This window comes from Mucilaginibacter sp. (genome assembly GCF_025362475.1).
In the GTDB taxonomy this organism is placed as follows: domain Bacteria; phylum Bacteroidota; class Bacteroidia; order Sphingobacteriales; family Sphingobacteriaceae; genus Mucilaginibacter.
Genome location: NZ_JANYGH010000005.1, coordinates 228826 through 245448, shown reverse-complemented (window position 1 = coordinate 245448; position 16623 = coordinate 228826). Strand labels below are relative to the sequence as shown.

15 protein-coding genes are annotated in these 16623 nt (G+C 40.2%); 9 read left to right on the top strand and 6 right to left on the bottom strand.

Annotation, left to right across the window (positions count from 1 at the left end):
- Window positions 1-5 precede the first annotated feature (5 nt).
- The 6 genes from Q0R88_RS02920 (at window position 6) to Q0R88_RS02895 (ending at window position 4395) form a co-directional block, all read left to right on the top strand.
- Complete coding sequence (locus tag Q0R88_RS02920) at window positions 6-197, top strand: hypothetical protein (RefSeq protein ID WP_295711976.1); 192 nt, start codon at window positions 6-8, stop codon at window positions 195-197.
- On the top strand, window positions 194-1093 hold the full coding sequence (locus Q0R88_RS02915) for a cbb3-type cytochrome c oxidase N-terminal domain-containing protein (RefSeq protein ID WP_295711974.1): 900 nt from the start codon (window positions 194-196) through the stop codon (window positions 1091-1093). Before Q0R88_RS02920 ends, Q0R88_RS02915 begins: the two co-directional genes overlap by 4 nt.
- A 10-nt stretch (window positions 1094-1103) precedes the next feature.
- Window positions 1104-2477, top strand: coding sequence for a cytochrome c oxidase accessory protein CcoG (ccoG, locus tag Q0R88_RS02910; protein ID WP_295711972.1), 1374 nt, complete (start codon window positions 1104-1106; stop codon window positions 2475-2477).
- A gap of 3 nt (window positions 2478-2480) precedes the next feature.
- Window positions 2481-2903: a FixH family protein gene (locus tag Q0R88_RS02905; protein WP_295711970.1), complete on the top strand. Its 423-nt coding sequence runs from the start codon at window positions 2481-2483 to the stop codon at window positions 2901-2903.
- The gene (locus Q0R88_RS02900; protein WP_295711968.1) at window positions 2900-3589 is read left to right on the top strand and encodes a sulfite exporter TauE/SafE family protein; all 690 of its coding nucleotides are present in this window, start codon (window positions 2900-2902) and stop codon (window positions 3587-3589) included. The genes Q0R88_RS02905 and Q0R88_RS02900 overlap by 4 nt, the downstream gene beginning before the upstream one ends.
- A 71-nt stretch (window positions 3590-3660) precedes the next feature.
- The gene (locus tag Q0R88_RS02895; protein WP_295711966.1) at window positions 3661-4395 is read left to right on the top strand and encodes a YoaK family protein; all 735 of its coding nucleotides are present in this window, start codon (window positions 3661-3663) and stop codon (window positions 4393-4395) included.
- Window positions 4396-4411: 16 nt separating this feature from the next.
- Here Q0R88_RS02895 and hemN read toward each other — a convergent pair whose 3' ends face one another.
- The 4 genes from hemN to Q0R88_RS02875 all read right to left on the bottom strand — a co-directional run bounded on the left by hemN (window position 4412) and on the right by Q0R88_RS02875 (window position 9135).
- Window positions 4412-5782, bottom strand: a complete 1371-nt coding sequence (hemN, locus tag Q0R88_RS02890; protein ID WP_295711964.1) for an oxygen-independent coproporphyrinogen III oxidase — start codon at window positions 5780-5782, stop codon at window positions 4412-4414.
- A gap of 3 nt (window positions 5783-5785) precedes the next feature.
- On the bottom strand, window positions 5786-6817 hold the full coding sequence (locus tag Q0R88_RS02885) for a 2-hydroxyacid dehydrogenase (protein ID WP_295711962.1): 1032 nt from the start codon (window positions 6815-6817) through the stop codon (window positions 5786-5788).
- 81 nt (window positions 6818-6898) lie between these two features.
- Window positions 6899-7951: a response regulator gene (locus Q0R88_RS02880; protein ID WP_295711960.1), complete on the bottom strand. Its 1053-nt coding sequence runs from the start codon at window positions 7949-7951 to the stop codon at window positions 6899-6901.
- Complete coding sequence (locus Q0R88_RS02875) at window positions 7948-9135, bottom strand: PAS domain-containing sensor histidine kinase (protein WP_295711958.1); 1188 nt, start codon at window positions 9133-9135, stop codon at window positions 7948-7950. The genes Q0R88_RS02880 and Q0R88_RS02875 overlap by 4 nt, the downstream gene beginning before the upstream one ends.
- Window positions 9136-9454: 319 nt before the next feature.
- Here Q0R88_RS02875 and Q0R88_RS02870 point away from each other — a divergent pair, with 319 nt between their 5' ends.
- The 3 genes from Q0R88_RS02870 (at window position 9455) to Q0R88_RS02860 (ending at window position 12862) form a co-directional block, all read left to right on the top strand.
- Entirely contained in the window at window positions 9455-10741 is a 1287-nt protein-coding gene (locus Q0R88_RS02870) for an acetyl-CoA hydrolase/transferase C-terminal domain-containing protein (protein ID WP_295711956.1), read from the top strand.
- Between the two features lie 151 nt (window positions 10742-10892).
- A complete protein-coding gene (locus Q0R88_RS02865) occupies window positions 10893-11306 on the top strand; it encodes a hypothetical protein (RefSeq protein ID WP_295711954.1) in 414 nt (137 codons plus the stop codon).
- 158 nt (window positions 11307-11464) lie between these two features.
- Entirely contained in the window at window positions 11465-12862 is a 1398-nt protein-coding gene (locus Q0R88_RS02860; protein WP_295711952.1) for a L,D-transpeptidase family protein, read from the top strand.
- Window positions 12863-12907: 45 nt separating this feature from the next.
- On the opposite strand, the gene Q0R88_RS02855 is transcribed toward Q0R88_RS02860, so the two are convergent.
- Together Q0R88_RS02855 and Q0R88_RS02850 are read right to left on the bottom strand one after the other, a co-directional pair.
- Window positions 12908-15064, bottom strand: a complete 2157-nt coding sequence (locus tag Q0R88_RS02855; protein WP_295711950.1) for a c-type cytochrome domain-containing protein — start codon at window positions 15062-15064, stop codon at window positions 12908-12910.
- A gap of 96 nt (window positions 15065-15160) precedes the next feature.
- Complete coding sequence (locus tag Q0R88_RS02850) at window positions 15161-16618, bottom strand: DUF1501 domain-containing protein (RefSeq protein WP_295711949.1); 1458 nt, start codon at window positions 16616-16618, stop codon at window positions 15161-15163.
- Between the last annotated feature and the right edge of the window lie 5 nt (window positions 16619-16623).

The window sequence follows — 16623 nt, the reverse complement described above, 5'->3', positions numbered from 1 at the left end:
ACATCATGTTTAAGCAATTCACAGAAAACATTAACGCAAACCAGGCTTACCTGCTTTTCTCTTTGGGGATATTCTTTGTGTTTTTTATTGTAGTAACGGTTATGCTTATCCGTATTCGCAAACCGCATGTAGATCATATGAGTGATTTACCGCTACAAGATAGTTTAACCGATTTACAACAACCTTACCAATCATGAAATTTCACCGGATCATCATATCCTCAGCCTTAATATTGCTTATGCAACCGGCTATGGCGGCAAGCGATAGCCTGATTCCTACCGATATAATGAATTACATCGGCTATGGGGCTATCGTAACTATGCTTCTTTTATTCCTCATAGTTATGTTGATTTTACTGAAAACTTTTAAAGTTTTAACCAGGATCATTTTTAAATATGAGGGCTATACCGAAGAGCAAATCATTGCAGAAATGAAACCTGCAAAAAAAGAAAAGAAACCCAAAGCCGAGGTTTGGCAAAAACTGCTTTCCCTAAGGCCGATGGAACAAGAAAATGAGATACTGATAGCGCATGATTATGATGGCATACAGGAATTGGATAACCCAATACCCGGCTGGTTCATGTACTTGTTTTACGGCTCTATCGTTTTTGGCGTTGCCTACTTGCTTAATTACCATGTTTTTAAAACAGGGCAGTTACAATATGCAGAATATAAAACAGAAATGGTACAGGCTGATATAGAAAAGAAGGTATTTTTAAGCAAAGCTGCTAACCGGGTTGACGAAAACACTGTAAAACTGGTACATGATCCCGCGGTGATAGCGTCTGGGCAAACTATTTTTAAATCAACTTGCGCACCTTGCCATGGCGACCACGCGCAGGGCAGTGTTGGGCCAAACCTTACAGATGATTATTGGCTGCATGGCGGCAAAATAAACGATTTGTTTAAAACAATTAAGTATGGCGTATTGGCAAAAGGCATGCCAACCTGGGAAAAGCAACTATCACCCAAACAGATATCCGACGTGGCTAACTATATAAAATCTATACACGGAACGAAGCCTGCTGGGGCTAAAGAACCCCAGGGAACTAAAGAATCAGATGCGGATAACAAATTAGCATCTAACAATTAAAATACAGATCATGGACGGATTACTGGAAGGGAAAGAAACAGAGAAGCGTAAATGGATATATCCGCTGATACGGAAAGGTAAATTATATAAATGGCGTTCATGGATTAGCTATGCATACTTAATACTGTTTTTCACAGGTCCGTTAATCAGAATAAAGGGGCAGCCTTTATTGATGCTAAACTTTATCGACAGGCAATTTGTAATCCTGGGGCAGGTTTTCTGGCCCCAGGATATCTTCCTGTTTGTATTGGCTACCCTTGTTTTTGTAGTTTGTGTTGTTTTATTTACAATCGCTTTCGGCCGTATTTTTTGTGGCTGGATCTGTCCGCAAACTATTTTTATGGAAATGTTTTTCAGAAAAATAGAGGTTTGGATAGAAGGCGATGCAAACAAACAAAAAAAGTTAGATGCCGGTCCCTGGAACAAGGAAAAAATATGGAAAAAGACAGCCAAACACCTCCTGTTTGTTATTTTTTCATTCCTTATTGCAAATACTTTCCTGGCCTATCTGGTTGGCAGCCAAACATTGTTCAAGATCATCAGAGAGCCTGTTGAACTGCATTGGTCGGGATTTTTAAGCATCTGGATATTTACCGTTGTTTTTTACCTGGTATATAGCCAGGTACGCGAGCTGGTTTGCACTGTAATATGCCCTTACGGACGGCTTCAGGGAGTATTACTTGACCAGGACACCCTTGTTGTTGCTTATGACGAAGTACGTGGCGAACCACGCGGTAAATTATCCAGAACTATTGAACCTGTTAATACTAAAGGCGACTGTGTGGATTGTGGTTTATGTGTGTCTGTTTGCCCCACAGGGATAGATATAAGGCAGGGAACACAAATGGAGTGTATTAACTGTACGGCCTGTATCGATGTGTGTAACGAGGTAATGGAAAAAATTCATAAGCCGCTTAACCTCATCGGTTTTTACTCAGAAAACATGATCCATAAACAGCAAAAACCATCTTTTACAGGTAGAATGGCTGGCTATAGCGGTATCATCGTTGTTTTGATCACCGTGCTCAGTTATTTTATTTTCAGTCGTGGAGATATGGATATTACTGTTATGCGCAGCGCCGGCATGCTGTACCAGGAGCAAAAGGGAGGTTTTATCAGTAATATTTATAACGCCGAGATCATCAATAAATCAAACCTGGACAAGAACATCACGCTCCAAACCGCCGACCCGGCCATCGGGATAAGATATATCCAGGCACCGGGCAAGGTTGCCGCCGGCGGATCTGTAAAAACTGTTTTTTTCCTCCTGGTACCTTCCCGGCAGATTCACGCTCCAAAAACGGATATTAAAATAAACCTGGTAGTGAATAAAAAAGTAATTAAAACAGTAAGCACCACATTTGTTGGGCCATTAAATGATTAAATTATGAATTGGGGAAAAGGAATTATTATAGGCATGGGTTTATTTATGCTGTTTATTATATTAATGTGCGTAAAGATGTTTGCTTTACCGGCCGACGAATACGACCATCATTATTATGAAAAAGGCTTAAACTTTGATAAAGATTTTGATAAGGAAAAGCAAGTGGTAAAGGATCATGCCCGACCGCTAATAAGCATTATCGAAAAGCAAGTAAGCGTCACTTTTGCAGAACCAGCCAAAGGGAATATTAAATTTATAAGGCCATCAAGTGAGGCCCTAGATAAAACATTTCAATTAAATACTGATACTGGCCTGGTAACACAAATATCGGCCAGGGCCTTAACAGAAGGCAGGTGGAGGGTAGTATTGGAATGGCAAAGTAATAAAAAAGCCTATTTATACGAACAGGAAGTAGATATAAAATGAGCAGTAACCAGGTAGCTTTCTTTATTGGTTTATTTGGCAGTGTACACTGCATAGGAATGTGTGGCCCGCTTGCATTTGCTATACCATCATTTCATGCGCGATGGTGGCTTGTAGCAACAGATAAATTTATTTACAATGCCGGCCGTGTTATCACCTATTCGTTTTTAGGATTACTTATTGGTTTTATTGGTAAGCAACTTTGGTTGGCTGGCCTGCAGCAAAGTGTGAGTATATTAACAGGTATACTTATCATAATGGCTGGGTTTTCACGGTTATTTAAAATAAAACTTATGCAAAGCCGGTTAATGCCTAAAATATTAGCGCCTGTTAATCGCTTAATAAATTATGCATTGAAACACAAAGCAGGGCATTTAGCAATTGGAATGTTAAACGGCCTTCTTCCATGTGGTTTTGTTTACCTGGCCCTTGCCGGGGCTGTTAATACCTCTTCGCCATTTTCTTCTGCGCAATATATGTTTTGGTTTGGTGTGGGAACATTTCCGCTCATGTTGCTGGCGACGGTCAGTTCTGGCTTTATCGGTCCGGCTGTAAGGCGCCGTATTAATAAAGGAATGCCTTATCTCATGGTTTGCCTTGGGCTTTGGTTTGTTTTGCGTGGCCTTAATTTGGATATCCCCTATTTAAGCCCGGCTAAACAATCCTCAGGAATTAATGCCTGCCATTAAACACAGTTTCCTGTTATTTTAACTGATATTTAATTTCTTAAACACGATACCACTGGGTAATACTTTGAAGAATGTTAAGACACCTGGGAACAAAAAGAACCTATCAGCATAATGTAAAACTGGCATCATTGTTAGGTATTACTGCAGGCTTTGTTAATGCAGCAGGGTTCCTGGGATTTAGTGTTCTAACTACCAATGTAACCGGTCATGCTGCATTATTTGCAGAGCAGATTGCTTTGCAAAACTGGGGAACTGCAAGGGTAGTTGCACTTTGGATGTTCCTTTTTTTGGCCGGAGCTTTCATATCAAGCTTAATTGTTTCCAGGATCGGCAAAAACCAACAATATTCATACGTAATTCCAATATTGATTGAAGCAACTATACTTATCAGCGTAGCCCTGTTGGGGTATAGATATGACCACAGCTTAGTTGCAAAGGAAATATTTGCGGGCAGCCTGCTTTTTGCAATGGGCTTACAAAATGCACTTGTTTCTATGGTATCCGGTTCGGTGGTCAGAACAACGCACCTAACCGGCACATTTACCGATCTGGGCATTGAACTGGCTCAGTTTATCCAAAATAAACCCGAAGAAAATAACGCATTAAAGCCAAGAATAAAGTTACGCATGGCCATTATTTTTTTCTTTATGTGCGGTGCGTTGGGTGGTGCATGGCTTTTCCGCTCATTTAGCTTTTATTCTTTTTTTGTACCGGTTACCATACTCATATACACTTTAATATATGACGTGTTCCGGATCACGGTCAAACGCTATTACAGAAACGTTAAAGGTTTGTTTAATAAATGATCGGGAGTTAGAGCAATTAAACAGCCATGCTAAATAATTGGGTGGCTGGCTTATCTGCCCACAGCCTTGCATCCAGGCACATACAGATATTACGCAGGAAACGTTTTCCTTTTGGTGTAACCTTTAAACCCAACGAGTCCAGTTTAATTAAACCATCTTCTTCAAGCGACTGAAGCTTCTCCATCCCCTCAAAAACGGCTTTACATGGCTCTGAATAATGGATCCAATAAGTATATCCCTTACACATTATATTTAAAATATGCTTGCGTATAATAAGATCTTCGCTGGTAAGTACATGGCCTTTAAAAACAGGCAACTCTCCTTTTTTTGTAAGTTCAAGGTATTCTTCAACTGTTTTAACATTTTGGGCAAAAGCATACCAGGAATCGCTTATAGATGATACCCCCAGCCCAACCAATAATTGGGTATGCTGGCTTGTATAACCCATAAAATTACGATGTAAATGACCTGATGTTTCGGCCTCCAATAACTCATCTCCCGGTAAAGCAAAATGATCCATACCAATCTCCTTATAACCAAAGCTAATGAGCTGGTTTCGCCCCGTTTCATGTAACTTACTTTTCATATCCGGGTTTGGTAAATCATTTTCTGTAAATCGCCTTTGCCCTGGCTTAAGCCATGGTACATGTGCATAGCTGTAAAAGGCGATCCTATCTGGCTTTAAGCCCGAAACCATATTCATGGTATTAATCAAACCTTCTAATGTTTGCAATGGGAGCCCATAAATCAAATCATAATTAATAGATGTATAGCCAATTCTTCGGGCCTGTTGCGTTACTGCCAATACTTGCTCAAAGGATTGACTCCTGTTGATAATGAACTGTACCTTTGGATCAAAATCCTGGATTCCTAAACTTAATCGGCGAAAACCAAGATCAAACAAGGTTTGTAAATGATCAACAGTAGTATTTGCCGGATGGGCTTCGAAACTAAATGCAGCGTCTTTATGAATGTGAACGCCTTGAAGCAGCCCATCAACCAATTGATGTAAATTTTCAGCGCTAAAAAATGTTGGAGTACCACCACCAAGATGTATTTCACGAATCACCGGCGTACCTTCAAATACCTGCAAATACATTTGCCACTCTTTTAAAACAGCTTCAATGTAAGGCTTTTCTACACGGTGATTTTTTGTGATACGTGTGTTACACCCGCAATAAGTGCAAAGATTTTCGCAAAAAGGGAGGTGTATATAAAGGCTAATTCCCGATGAAGTGTTGCTTTCGTCAAAAGAAAATTTGACAGATTGTTTCCAGAGTGAAGTGTTAAAAGTGTCACTATCCCAATACGGCATAGTAGGATAACTGGTATAGCGCGGAACAGCCACATTATATTTATCGGCTAATTGCTTGTTAATATTTTCCATAGCTTAAGAATGGATAACCTTTTCTGTAGTTGGATTTTTTTTGCATTCCTGTGCACATGCGCAGGCTTTACCAACACATTTGTTCAATTGCCAAAGATCAAGGCTTTTAATGGTCTGGTCGGCAATTTCCTGTAAGGCTTCTTTAGTGAGATAGGCCTGATGAGGGGTGATCAAAACATTGGGATAGCTCATCAAACTTTTTAATAACGAATCTTTAACGGGGTCATTTTTATGATCTTCAAAAAACAAACCTTTTTCAAACTCATATACATCAAGCCCCAAATAGCCTATTTTTTTACTTTCAATAGCTTTAAGCACATCTACGGTATTAACCAGCATACCTCTTGAAGTATTGATCAGCATCACGCCATTTTTCATTTGATCAAGCGTAGCTTTTTGGACGAAATGTTTGGTATCCGGCGTAAGTGGTATGTGCAATGAAATGATATCGGCAGTACTTAGGAGATTCTCCAATGATGCAGGTTTCACATAGCGCAGATTCTTCGGAAAATAGGGATCATATCCTATTACCTGGCATCCCAAACCATGATATATCGATGCGGCTGCCTGCCCGGTATTCCCTAAGCCAATCAGTCCAACCACTTTTCCGGAAAAATTAAAGCCAATCAGTCCATCGTTTCTGAAATCAAATTCATGGCTATGCTGGTCGGCCTTAACTACCTGCCGGTTTAGGGCAAATGCCATTGCTACGGAATGTTCTGCAATTGCCTGTGGGGAATAAGATGGCACGTTGGCTACTTTTATACCATAAATAGCTGCTGCATCTTTATCAATATGATCTGTCCCGGCCGATCTGGTTACTATAAACTTTACTCCCAGGGCAGCCAGTTTTTCAATAACTGTTGCAGATACATCATCATTGGTAAAAACAATTACCGCATCCTTCCCTTCGGCATAGATAACCGTATCCGGCCCCAGGGGGTTGGAAATAAGTGTTATGTCGTGCTTCTTTTGATTGGCTTTCGCCAAATATTCTTTTTCAAAAGGCTTAATACTATAGGCTACCGCTTTCATCCAAAATACTTTTATAAAACAAAGTTATCGTTATGATTGCCCCTATAGTATGAGCCAGGTCAGTCAAAAAAATGACCTATATCAGTTTTTCATTTTAGCAAGCTTTTCAGGCTCCAAAATGGTGATCAGGCTGCCCTTTTTTTCAATCAATCCTTCGTCCTTAAAATCTGATAAAGTACGACTAACAGTTTCCGTAGCCATACCAGCCATAGCGGCGAGGTCTTCCCGCGTAATTTTAAAGCCTTCTTTACCGTCGCTTTGTTGGCGATATAGCCTGATCATGGCCTCTGCCATTCTTTTTCGTACTGAATGATAGGCCAGCTGCATAAGCTGATCTTCCTTATCCCTTATATCATTTGCTAAAAGTTTAATAAACTCGCGGGCAACTTCCGGATACAGATTAAGTAATTGCTCCAATTGATCTTTTGGGATAAGGCACAATACGCTATCTTCCAAAGCGGTTGCTGTATCTGCGTAAGGCTCATTGGCCAGCAGAGCGTTAATACCCAGGTATTCATCATGGGCGTAAATACCGGTCATCAATTCCCGTCCGTCTTCTGCAAGTTTAATCGTTTTTACCTTTCCGCTAATAACAAGGTAAAGGCCAGAACCTTTGTCCCCATCATAGTAAATAACCTGATTTTTTTTAAAGTGACGGCTTTTGCGATCCTGGATGATCTTTTTTAATTCAGAAAGCCCGTCATTTTTGGAGATAAGGTTATTTAAACGATCTAATGACTTGCTATAAAAGTTTTTTTGGATTTCCTTTTTCTTCAGCCTGCTTTCAATGGCGTTCAGGAGGTCCATATCATCAAATGGTTTGGTAAGATAATCATCCGCCCCCATTTCCATTCCTTTTCTTAAATCCAGTCTTTCGGCTTTTGCAGTTAAAAATATAAACGGGATAGCCGCGGTTTCCGGATTCTTATTCAGCATATATAAAACACCGTAACCATCCAATTCGGGCATCATTATATCGCATAAAATAATGTCAGGAATTTCCTTTAACGCAATTTCGACTCCTTTTTTTCCATTATTGGCATCAAACACCTGGTAACCGGCAAGTTCAAGAATTTCCACCACGTTCTCGCGGATGTCGTTATTATCTTCAATAATCAAAACTTTTTTACTCATGATATTGGAAATGTAATAGTGAATATGGTTCCCTGGTTAATATTACTCTTAAATTCTATATGCCCGTTCATCAAACTGGTATAACGTGCCACAATATTTAAACCTAAACCGGTTCCGGGAATATTGCCCGTATTGTGAGCGCGGAAAAATGCTTCAAATAAATGCTTCTGGTCGGCATCTGGTATCCCAATACCATTATCTCTGATGGTAATAATGCATACATGATCAGTGATTTCCGTATTAAACTCTATAAAAGTATTCTCGCCAGAATATTTGATGGCATTCGCGATAAGATTGATGACACAGTTTTTCAGCAGATTTTGGTCAAGGTTAACTATACTATGAGTGCCGGTATGCTGATAAATAATATTTTGATTTTGTTTGGCCACCACCTGCAGTTCTTCAGTTATTTCTTCAGCGAGTTTAACCAGATCAAACCGTGTGCATGAAGCCTCTACCCTCCCGGCCTCCAGTTTTTCCAGCGACAGGAAATCATTCAGGATGGTTGTTAAATTACCTACCGCATTTTTTATTTTCCCCACATGTTTCCTGATGTTAGGATTATCAAAAGGCTGGGCATATTTCTCTATCAAAGAGGCTGATAGTTGCACAGCGCTTAAAGGCGTTCTGAATTCATGAGAAGCCATAGAAACAAAGCGACTTTTTAAATGGCCTAACTCTTTCTCCTTTTCAAGAGAAATGCTAACCTCTTCTTTTGCTTGTTGCAGGGCTTGCACCGTGTTTTTCAACGACATTGTACGCTGTTCAACCAACTCTTCCAGGTGAGCGGCATAATTCCTTAACTGATCTTCGGCTTCCTTTTCCCTCGAAAGGTCATGGATAAATCCGGTATATATTTTTCTCTCGGCAAAAGGAACCTCGCTTACACCAAGCCGGAATGGAAATGTTGACCCATCCTTTCTCAATCCGGTTACTTCACGTCCAATACCAATTATATGTGGACTACCTGTTCGTTGATAACGATTGATATATTCATCATGTTGCTCTTTATCCGGCGGAGGCATAAGCGTTGAAACATTTTGGCCTATCACCTCTTCTGGACTACACAAAAAAAGCTTACAGGCCGATGGATTAATACTTTCAATAATTCCACGGCCATTAATTGTAATAATACCATCAATGGCATTATCAATAATAGCTTTTAACAGGGCGGTGTTTTCCATAAGGCAGTTTTATCAAAAAATTGATATCCATCACAAATATTAACATAAAGCTCCAATTAAAATATAACTGTTTTCATATAGAAATGTGATGATGGTCATTTTTTATAATATAAAGTAATTAGGCCACTATTTAAAAGTCCTAAGTGCAATGACAACAATTTCCCGGTAACCATTTCGGTGAAGAATATCACAAAGAACTGCTTGATGCCATATTGTACATTTAATGATCACTGTCAGGTTTTAACATGTCGGCAATCAGCTTTTCAATGCTAAATTGGATTTAGTTTTGAAACGAAATTTAAATAAGCTTAAGATTTATATGATTGATATAAAATATATCTCTGCAGACGAAGCATTGAAATTGGTGCAGCCCGGTAACCGTGTCTTTATACATGGCAGTGCCGCTACTCCGGTGTGTTTAGTTGAAGCCTTACAAAAAAGGCACAATGATCTTTATAACGTAGAATTGGTTAGCATCACAACACTTGGTGATGTGAATTTTGACAGGCCCGAACATCGTAAATCCTTTTTCTTTAATTCGCTGTTTGTTTCGGCGGCCACCAGGGCCGTAGCTAATAGTGACGATGGAGACTATGTTCCGATATTTCTGAGCCAGATCCCCCAATTGTTTCGAAAAAACATTCTGCCAATAGATGTGGCCTTAATCCAGGTATCACCACCAGATATTCATGGTTATTGTTCCCTTGGTACTTCGGTAGATATTGCCAGGGCAGCAGTTGACACTGCCAAAATTGTTATTGCCCAGGTAAACCCGTTAATGCCCAGAACGCATGGAGAAAGTTTTGTCCATATAAATAAAATAAACGCTATGGTTTGGCATAAATCCGAACTACCGGAAGTAAATTATGCTTTTGAAACCAATGCTGTGGTTGAAAAAATTGGTTACCACGTAGCTTCGCTCGTCGATAACGGAGCAACATTACAATTAGGTATTGGCAGTATTCCTGACCAGGTACTAAAAAACCTCAGCACACATAAAAATTTAGGTCTGCATACAGAAATGTTCTCAGATGGCATCATACCACTTATTGAAGCAGGGGTAATAAACAATAGCCAGAAAAAATTAAATAACGGCCGCTCGGTAACCGCCTTCATAACCGGAACCCGTAAGTTATATGATTTTGTAAATGATAATCCAAGTGTAAGGGTAATGGATATAAGTTATGTAAATGACACCAGCATCATTCGTCAAAATCCGAAGGTTACGGCCATTAACAGTGCCATTGAGATTGATTTAACGGGCCAGGTCTGCTCCGATTCTATTGGTACCTATCAGTATTCAGGTATCGGCGGGCAAATGGATTTCATCCATGGTGCATCGCTGTCTGAAGGGGGTAAACCAATCATCGCATTACCTTCACAAACAAACAAAGGCATTAGCCGCATAGTGCCATTTTTGAAACAAGGTGCGGGTGTTGTAACCACGAGAGGGCATGTGCATTGGGTGGTTACCGAGTATGGCATAGTTAATCTTTTCGGCAAAAACTTAAAGCAACGAGCCAGGGCATTGATAGAACTTGCGCACCCTGATCATCGGGAAATACTGGAAAATTCTTATTTCCAAAGATTTGAACATGCCCGATAAAACCTGTTTAATAAGCGGACGCCCAATTTAGCATTTGAAAATATGAGAACTGTCACCTTTATAAATGACGATCATCATCTAAGTACCTACTAACAGTTTCGATATTTATAAATTACTTAACAGGAATTAAAAAAATAAAACCTGAATTTATATGGAAACAACAACCGCCATGTCTGCCAGATCATTACAATATTATGTCATCGCTCGGCGATGGCTCTCAGATCTTGAGTTTTTCAAAATTGAAACTTCGTTCCTGCATCGTTTGCTGGATAGCAACATATCCCGCTTAAAGGACAATAACCATATTGATAAACTCATTACTACCGGAAAAACACTTCAGAAACTGGAACAAATGGAAGTTGACGACTTGCTTAACAAGCAAATAAAACAACTGGAGTTAATGGCCGAAGATATTATTCCTGAAGATACGGAAGCATTAGCCTCAACGCAGGTACAGTTAGAATATTTTATGACCAACCTAACCCGCGAATTCCGTTTAATTAAGCAGGAACTGTTTAATCTTATACTCGATGTTGAGCATGAAGATAAGTTGATTGTAAATTAATCTCACCCCATAATTAATAATTGAAAGAGGTTGCGTCATACTGGTTATGAGCGGCCTCTTTTTTTGTCTTCCAGGTGCTTACTATCAATCTAAAATGTGATATAGATCATTATTCGCCTAACGGGTTTAACCGAACTTTATAGCACAATTTAATGGTTATGAAAAACACTTTTGTTAAACACTTTTTGTTAATAGGAATCGCTATCCTGGTAACTTTTAATAGCCAGGAAGTTTGCGCCAAAATCATTAATAATACAGATAAAAACGTATTCCAAAGCGATAGTTTATTTAGTAAAGAAATTCAGAAACAAGTAAACGGCAAAGATTTAAGTAGCCATTTATATTACCCTAAATCAGTGCTTCGGTTATATAAGCAAAATGGATTTACTCCTGTTTGGATAAAGCCGCAAAACGGAGAAGGGCCCACCTGGCAGGCTATGCTCATGCTTGACTGCGTATTACAATTCGGACTTTCTCATGCTGATTATCACCCCAAAGAACTACTTTACGATAAACTGCATAATATATTAGATACACCAGGCAAAATAAACCTGGATCAACAGGCCCGGTTTGATATTATGCTTACTGACGCTATTATAACATTTATGAACAACCTGCACTACGGAAAACTTAATCCTGATTATCCGGCCCGTAAAATTGATGGTAATGTAAATGGCCGTTTTCAAGCCGATAAATTTTTGATACAGGCGCTTAAACAAACCAACACTATGGGCGCGATAGCGAGCGTACAGCCAAAATCAAAAGAATACAGGGATATGCAGCGTAAAATGCATTTGCTCGAGGGCTTATACCAAAATGATTGCTATGAAACTCCCCAGGCCGTGATCAGGAAGATTGCAATTAATATGGAACGGCTAAGATGGGTAAATATTGAAGACAGTGCTTATATCCATATTAATATTCCATCATATACATTAAAACTACGCCTTCGGGATTCTACTTACTTTTTCAGGATAATAGCCGGCAAACCAGGAACCCCCACCCCAACATTGCAAAGTACTGTTGGTTACGTTACCACTGCTCCAAAATTGAAGATTCCGCCAAAAATGTTACCCGGGAAAATATTACCTAAGGTAAAAACAGATAACCTCCACCTGCAAAACAATCAACTGGCTACTGATAATAAAAAGGATACGAACATTCAACGATCTTTCATCGATGCCCCAGGTTCACTTGCTTTTCACTTCCCTAATACGTATAATATATATATCCATGATATAAAGGAACAGGCACTATTCATGAAAAAAGAAAGGGATCTGAGTAATGGATCTATCGGTGTTGAACATGCAGAAAAGCTGGGAACACTTTTATTAAAAAATGATAATTCTGAAAGTAAAATTGCCTCCTTTCATAACGGGATGCTCAATCATGTTAATAAGAACATCGCTTTAAAAAAACCGCTGCCAATTAAAATCACTTACCTCACCTGTGAGATAAAGGACGGGGAAATAGTTACCTACAATGATATTTACAGTTTGGATAAAAGCCTTGAAATGAAGTTCTATAATGTTAATCAATCATTAAGTATGAAATAGGGATTTTATAGATGAAAGTGTCGCCATTTTTTTAGCCTGGACGTCTTAATTAACAAAAACCTCATCTATAAAAACCCAGCCCGGCTTGCCCTTGGCCGGATGCCAGGAGGGCACGCTTGCCAGTGGTTTAATTACCAGCTTTACACAAGATACCGATTGGGATGTTTTTAGTTTACACTCCAGGCTCATAATGCCGAACGCATCAGTTTTAAGTGGCATAGCAGGAGCTGCATGGCTTAAAAGCTTTAAATGATTTTGATCAGCTCCGCCCCATACTTCAATTTTAGAGGGTAAAAATATCTGTGGCCCGGTGTTACGCATCGCGTCGAGGTTAATAGAGTGCAAGTCTACGGGCTTATTAAACCACAACAGCATTTCCATATCCTTTTGTGATGCAAGCCATTTACCATTGCCAAAATTATTTCCGCCCAGTTCTTTATCAATTATTGTTTTGGGGCCGTCGCCTTTGTATTTATCATCCGGGTATTTCAAAAAAGCCACACTATCTGGTGTATAAGTGCTTTTGTAAATATTGAATTGAACAGTATCACTAACTATCCATCCTGCTTTAAAAGCCCGTGCCCTTATCACTGTACTTTGTGTAAATGTTACGCTGGATTTATAGGATGCGGAATGGATACTATCAGGAGCACTGCCATCAGTAGTGTAACGGATATCAACTCCCCTAATAGGATTACTTAATTCCAGCTGGTAGCTTTGCTTAAATACAATTGCCGTATTTTTTAACTGCGGACTGGTTAATTTTATGGCTTTTCCATCATCCTTAAATCCTGTTAAAAGTTTAACATGCTTGTTGGCTTTTTGAAAGGTTTCCAACTCGGCAGTTTTTAAGCCGGTATCCCATACCGCCAGTTCAGTTAAGCTTTTTAGGGCGGTAAGTTGCTTTATATCGGCAGAACTTAATTTTATGCCAGCCAGCGAGAGACTTTTAAGGTATTTAAGCGCGGCAAGCTCTTTTAAACCAGTGCCGGTAACATCGCTAAAATTAAGGTTAAGCTGACGAAGGTTTTCAAACCTGGCAATAACTTTCAGGTCGGCATTCTTTACGGGCATTTTATTAAGGTCGAGTGCTACAATCTGTTTTTTAACGGGACTTAACTCTTCCAAAGCCTTAATATTGTAAGTGCTTTTATTGTAGATATTTACCGCCAATGCCGGCGACTCATTAGCCAGCTTATAAATAACCCGGTAATTATTGTTCAGCTTTTTAATATCCTTATCATCCGCAGCAGAAAAATCATAAACCTCCTCAGTGCTTTCAACGGGCTTTAGCAGTTTTGATGCAATCATCCTTAAGGAATCTGTTACCGGCAAGCTGATAACTTTTTTCTTAAAGTCGGGATTGCCCTTTACCCACAGATAAAGGAGCATTTTCTCCTCATCAGTAAGTTGTAGTTTACCCACTGGCGGCATATGTTTTTTTTCGCCCTCGGGCAAATGCACGCGCTGAAGAAGTAAGCTTATTGCCGGGTCGCCGGGCACAAAGAGTTTCCCGCTTTTACCACCCTTCAGTATCGCCTCCTGGCTGGTAAGCATAAGCCGACCCTTCATTTTATCGGGGTTGTGACAGCTTTGACACTTCGCCATGAAGATTGGGTTTATCACATCCTGATAAACTAACGCCTTATCAATCGGAACCAGATTTTTCTCTTTGTCCATGATGGGTCCCAAAACAAAATCTTCGCCATGGGTAAGATTCCCGCCAAAGTGCCCGGCAACTATTAAGCAAAACACGGTAACTAATGCCCCCGTTTTGGCCAGTGTAGCTGTATATTTCGGCGTGTTTCGAATAAGGTATACCCCATAACCCATAAACTCGACACTCACCCCAAGCCATTTGTGCCATTGTAACGTGTTACCTTCATAACCAGCCTCTTTAGATAATAACAAACCCATGATAACTGTTACAGACGATAAAAGAGCGCCTAACAACAATAGGTAATCGGTAAAACTCTGGTATAGCTTTTCATTGGCGAACTCACTGCGAAAACGAAAAAACTCCATCACCATAGCCAGCATAAGTATCACTATGGGAAAATGCAGGATCAAGGGATGCAACCTCCCTACCGGCTGAAGCCATTGCGGCACAACCAGATTATTGCCGGCAACAACTAAAACTACAATGAAAATATTTAGCGCAAATAACGTTCCATCTGCAAAACCTTTATGGTTGCCTTTCATATATTAGCAATGGTGCTTTTTAATTAAAACTCTTATAAAATATTCCAGGCGCCCAATGCCTTAAAATCCCGTCCATCCTAAAAATAAAAAATTGTGTTATGTTATTATCCCCTTTACAACGTTGCCTGCAACATCAGTTAACCTGTATCTTCGGCCCAGGCTTTTAAAAGTTAATTTTTTATGGTCGATGCCTAACTGGTTGAGGATGGTGGCATGAAAATCATGCACATGCACCGGATCTTTCACTATATTATAGCCAAAATCATCCGATTCGCCGTAAACCAAACCGGGTTTAATACCGCCACCGGCCATCCATATGCTAAAGCAACGCGGGTGATGGTCACGGCCATAATTGGCTTTTTCCAGCTTACCCTGGCTATAATTGGTACGGCCAAACTCTCCCCCCCATATCACCAATGTTTCATCAAGCAAACCGCGTTGTTTAAGGTCTGTAACCAATGCTGCGGAAGCCTGGTCAACATCCTTTGCCTGTCCTGCCATTTCCTGTGGCAGGTTGCTGTGCTGATCCCATCCCTGGTGATATAGCTGTACAAAGCGCACCCCATTCTCCGATAACTTTCTCGCCAATAAACAATTGGCCGCGTAAGTACCCGGAATAAGGCAATCAGGGCCATACATCTTTACAATATCATCCGATTCCTTTGATACATCCATAATTTCAGGAACGGCGGTTTGCATCCTGTAAGCCATTTCATATTGCTGTACTTTGGTATTTATCTCGGGGTCGCCAAATTCTTTATAGCTGATATCATTTAGCGCCGCTAAATTATCGAGCATTTTACGGCGCTCACGCCGGTCCATCCCATTAGGGTCATTCAAATACAGGATGGGATTTTCACCACTGCTAAATTGTACACCCTGGTGAATGGAATCTAAAAAGCCATTACTCCATAGTTTAGAATAAACTCCCTGGCCATTGCCCTTGCCTTTTGATAGCAGTACAGTAAATGCCGGGAGGTTTTTATTTTCGCTTCCCAGACCATAGCTTACCCATGAACCCATGCTTGGGCGATTGCCCTGCTGCGCCCCGGTTTGAAAAAAAGTAAGCGCCGGATCATGGTTAATAGCATCAGTGTTCATTGACCGGATGATACAGATGTCATCGGCAATTTTACCAATATGCGGGAACAGGTCACTTACCCACGCCCTTGATTCGCCATATTGTTTAAAGTCATAAAATGAGCCTACAAGCGGGAATGAAGCCTGCTTGGCGGTCATCCCGGTGAGTATCTGGTTACCACGCACCGAGGCAGGTAACTCCTGCCCCATCATTTCACGTAATTTGGGCTTGTAATCAAATGATTCTAATTGCGAGGGCGCTCCATCCTGAAACAGGTAAATAACTCTTTTGGCTTTAGGTGCAAAGTTGGGTATCCCGGGTATAAACTCAGCTTCACTCTCGCCGCCACTTCCACTAAAAAGATCAGGAATAAGTAACGATCCCAATGCAATACTGCCAATGCCCAGGCTTAATCTTGAAAGAAACCTGCGCCTGTTTATATTGAGCCTGCTTTCTAAAAAATCTTTTTCCATATCAA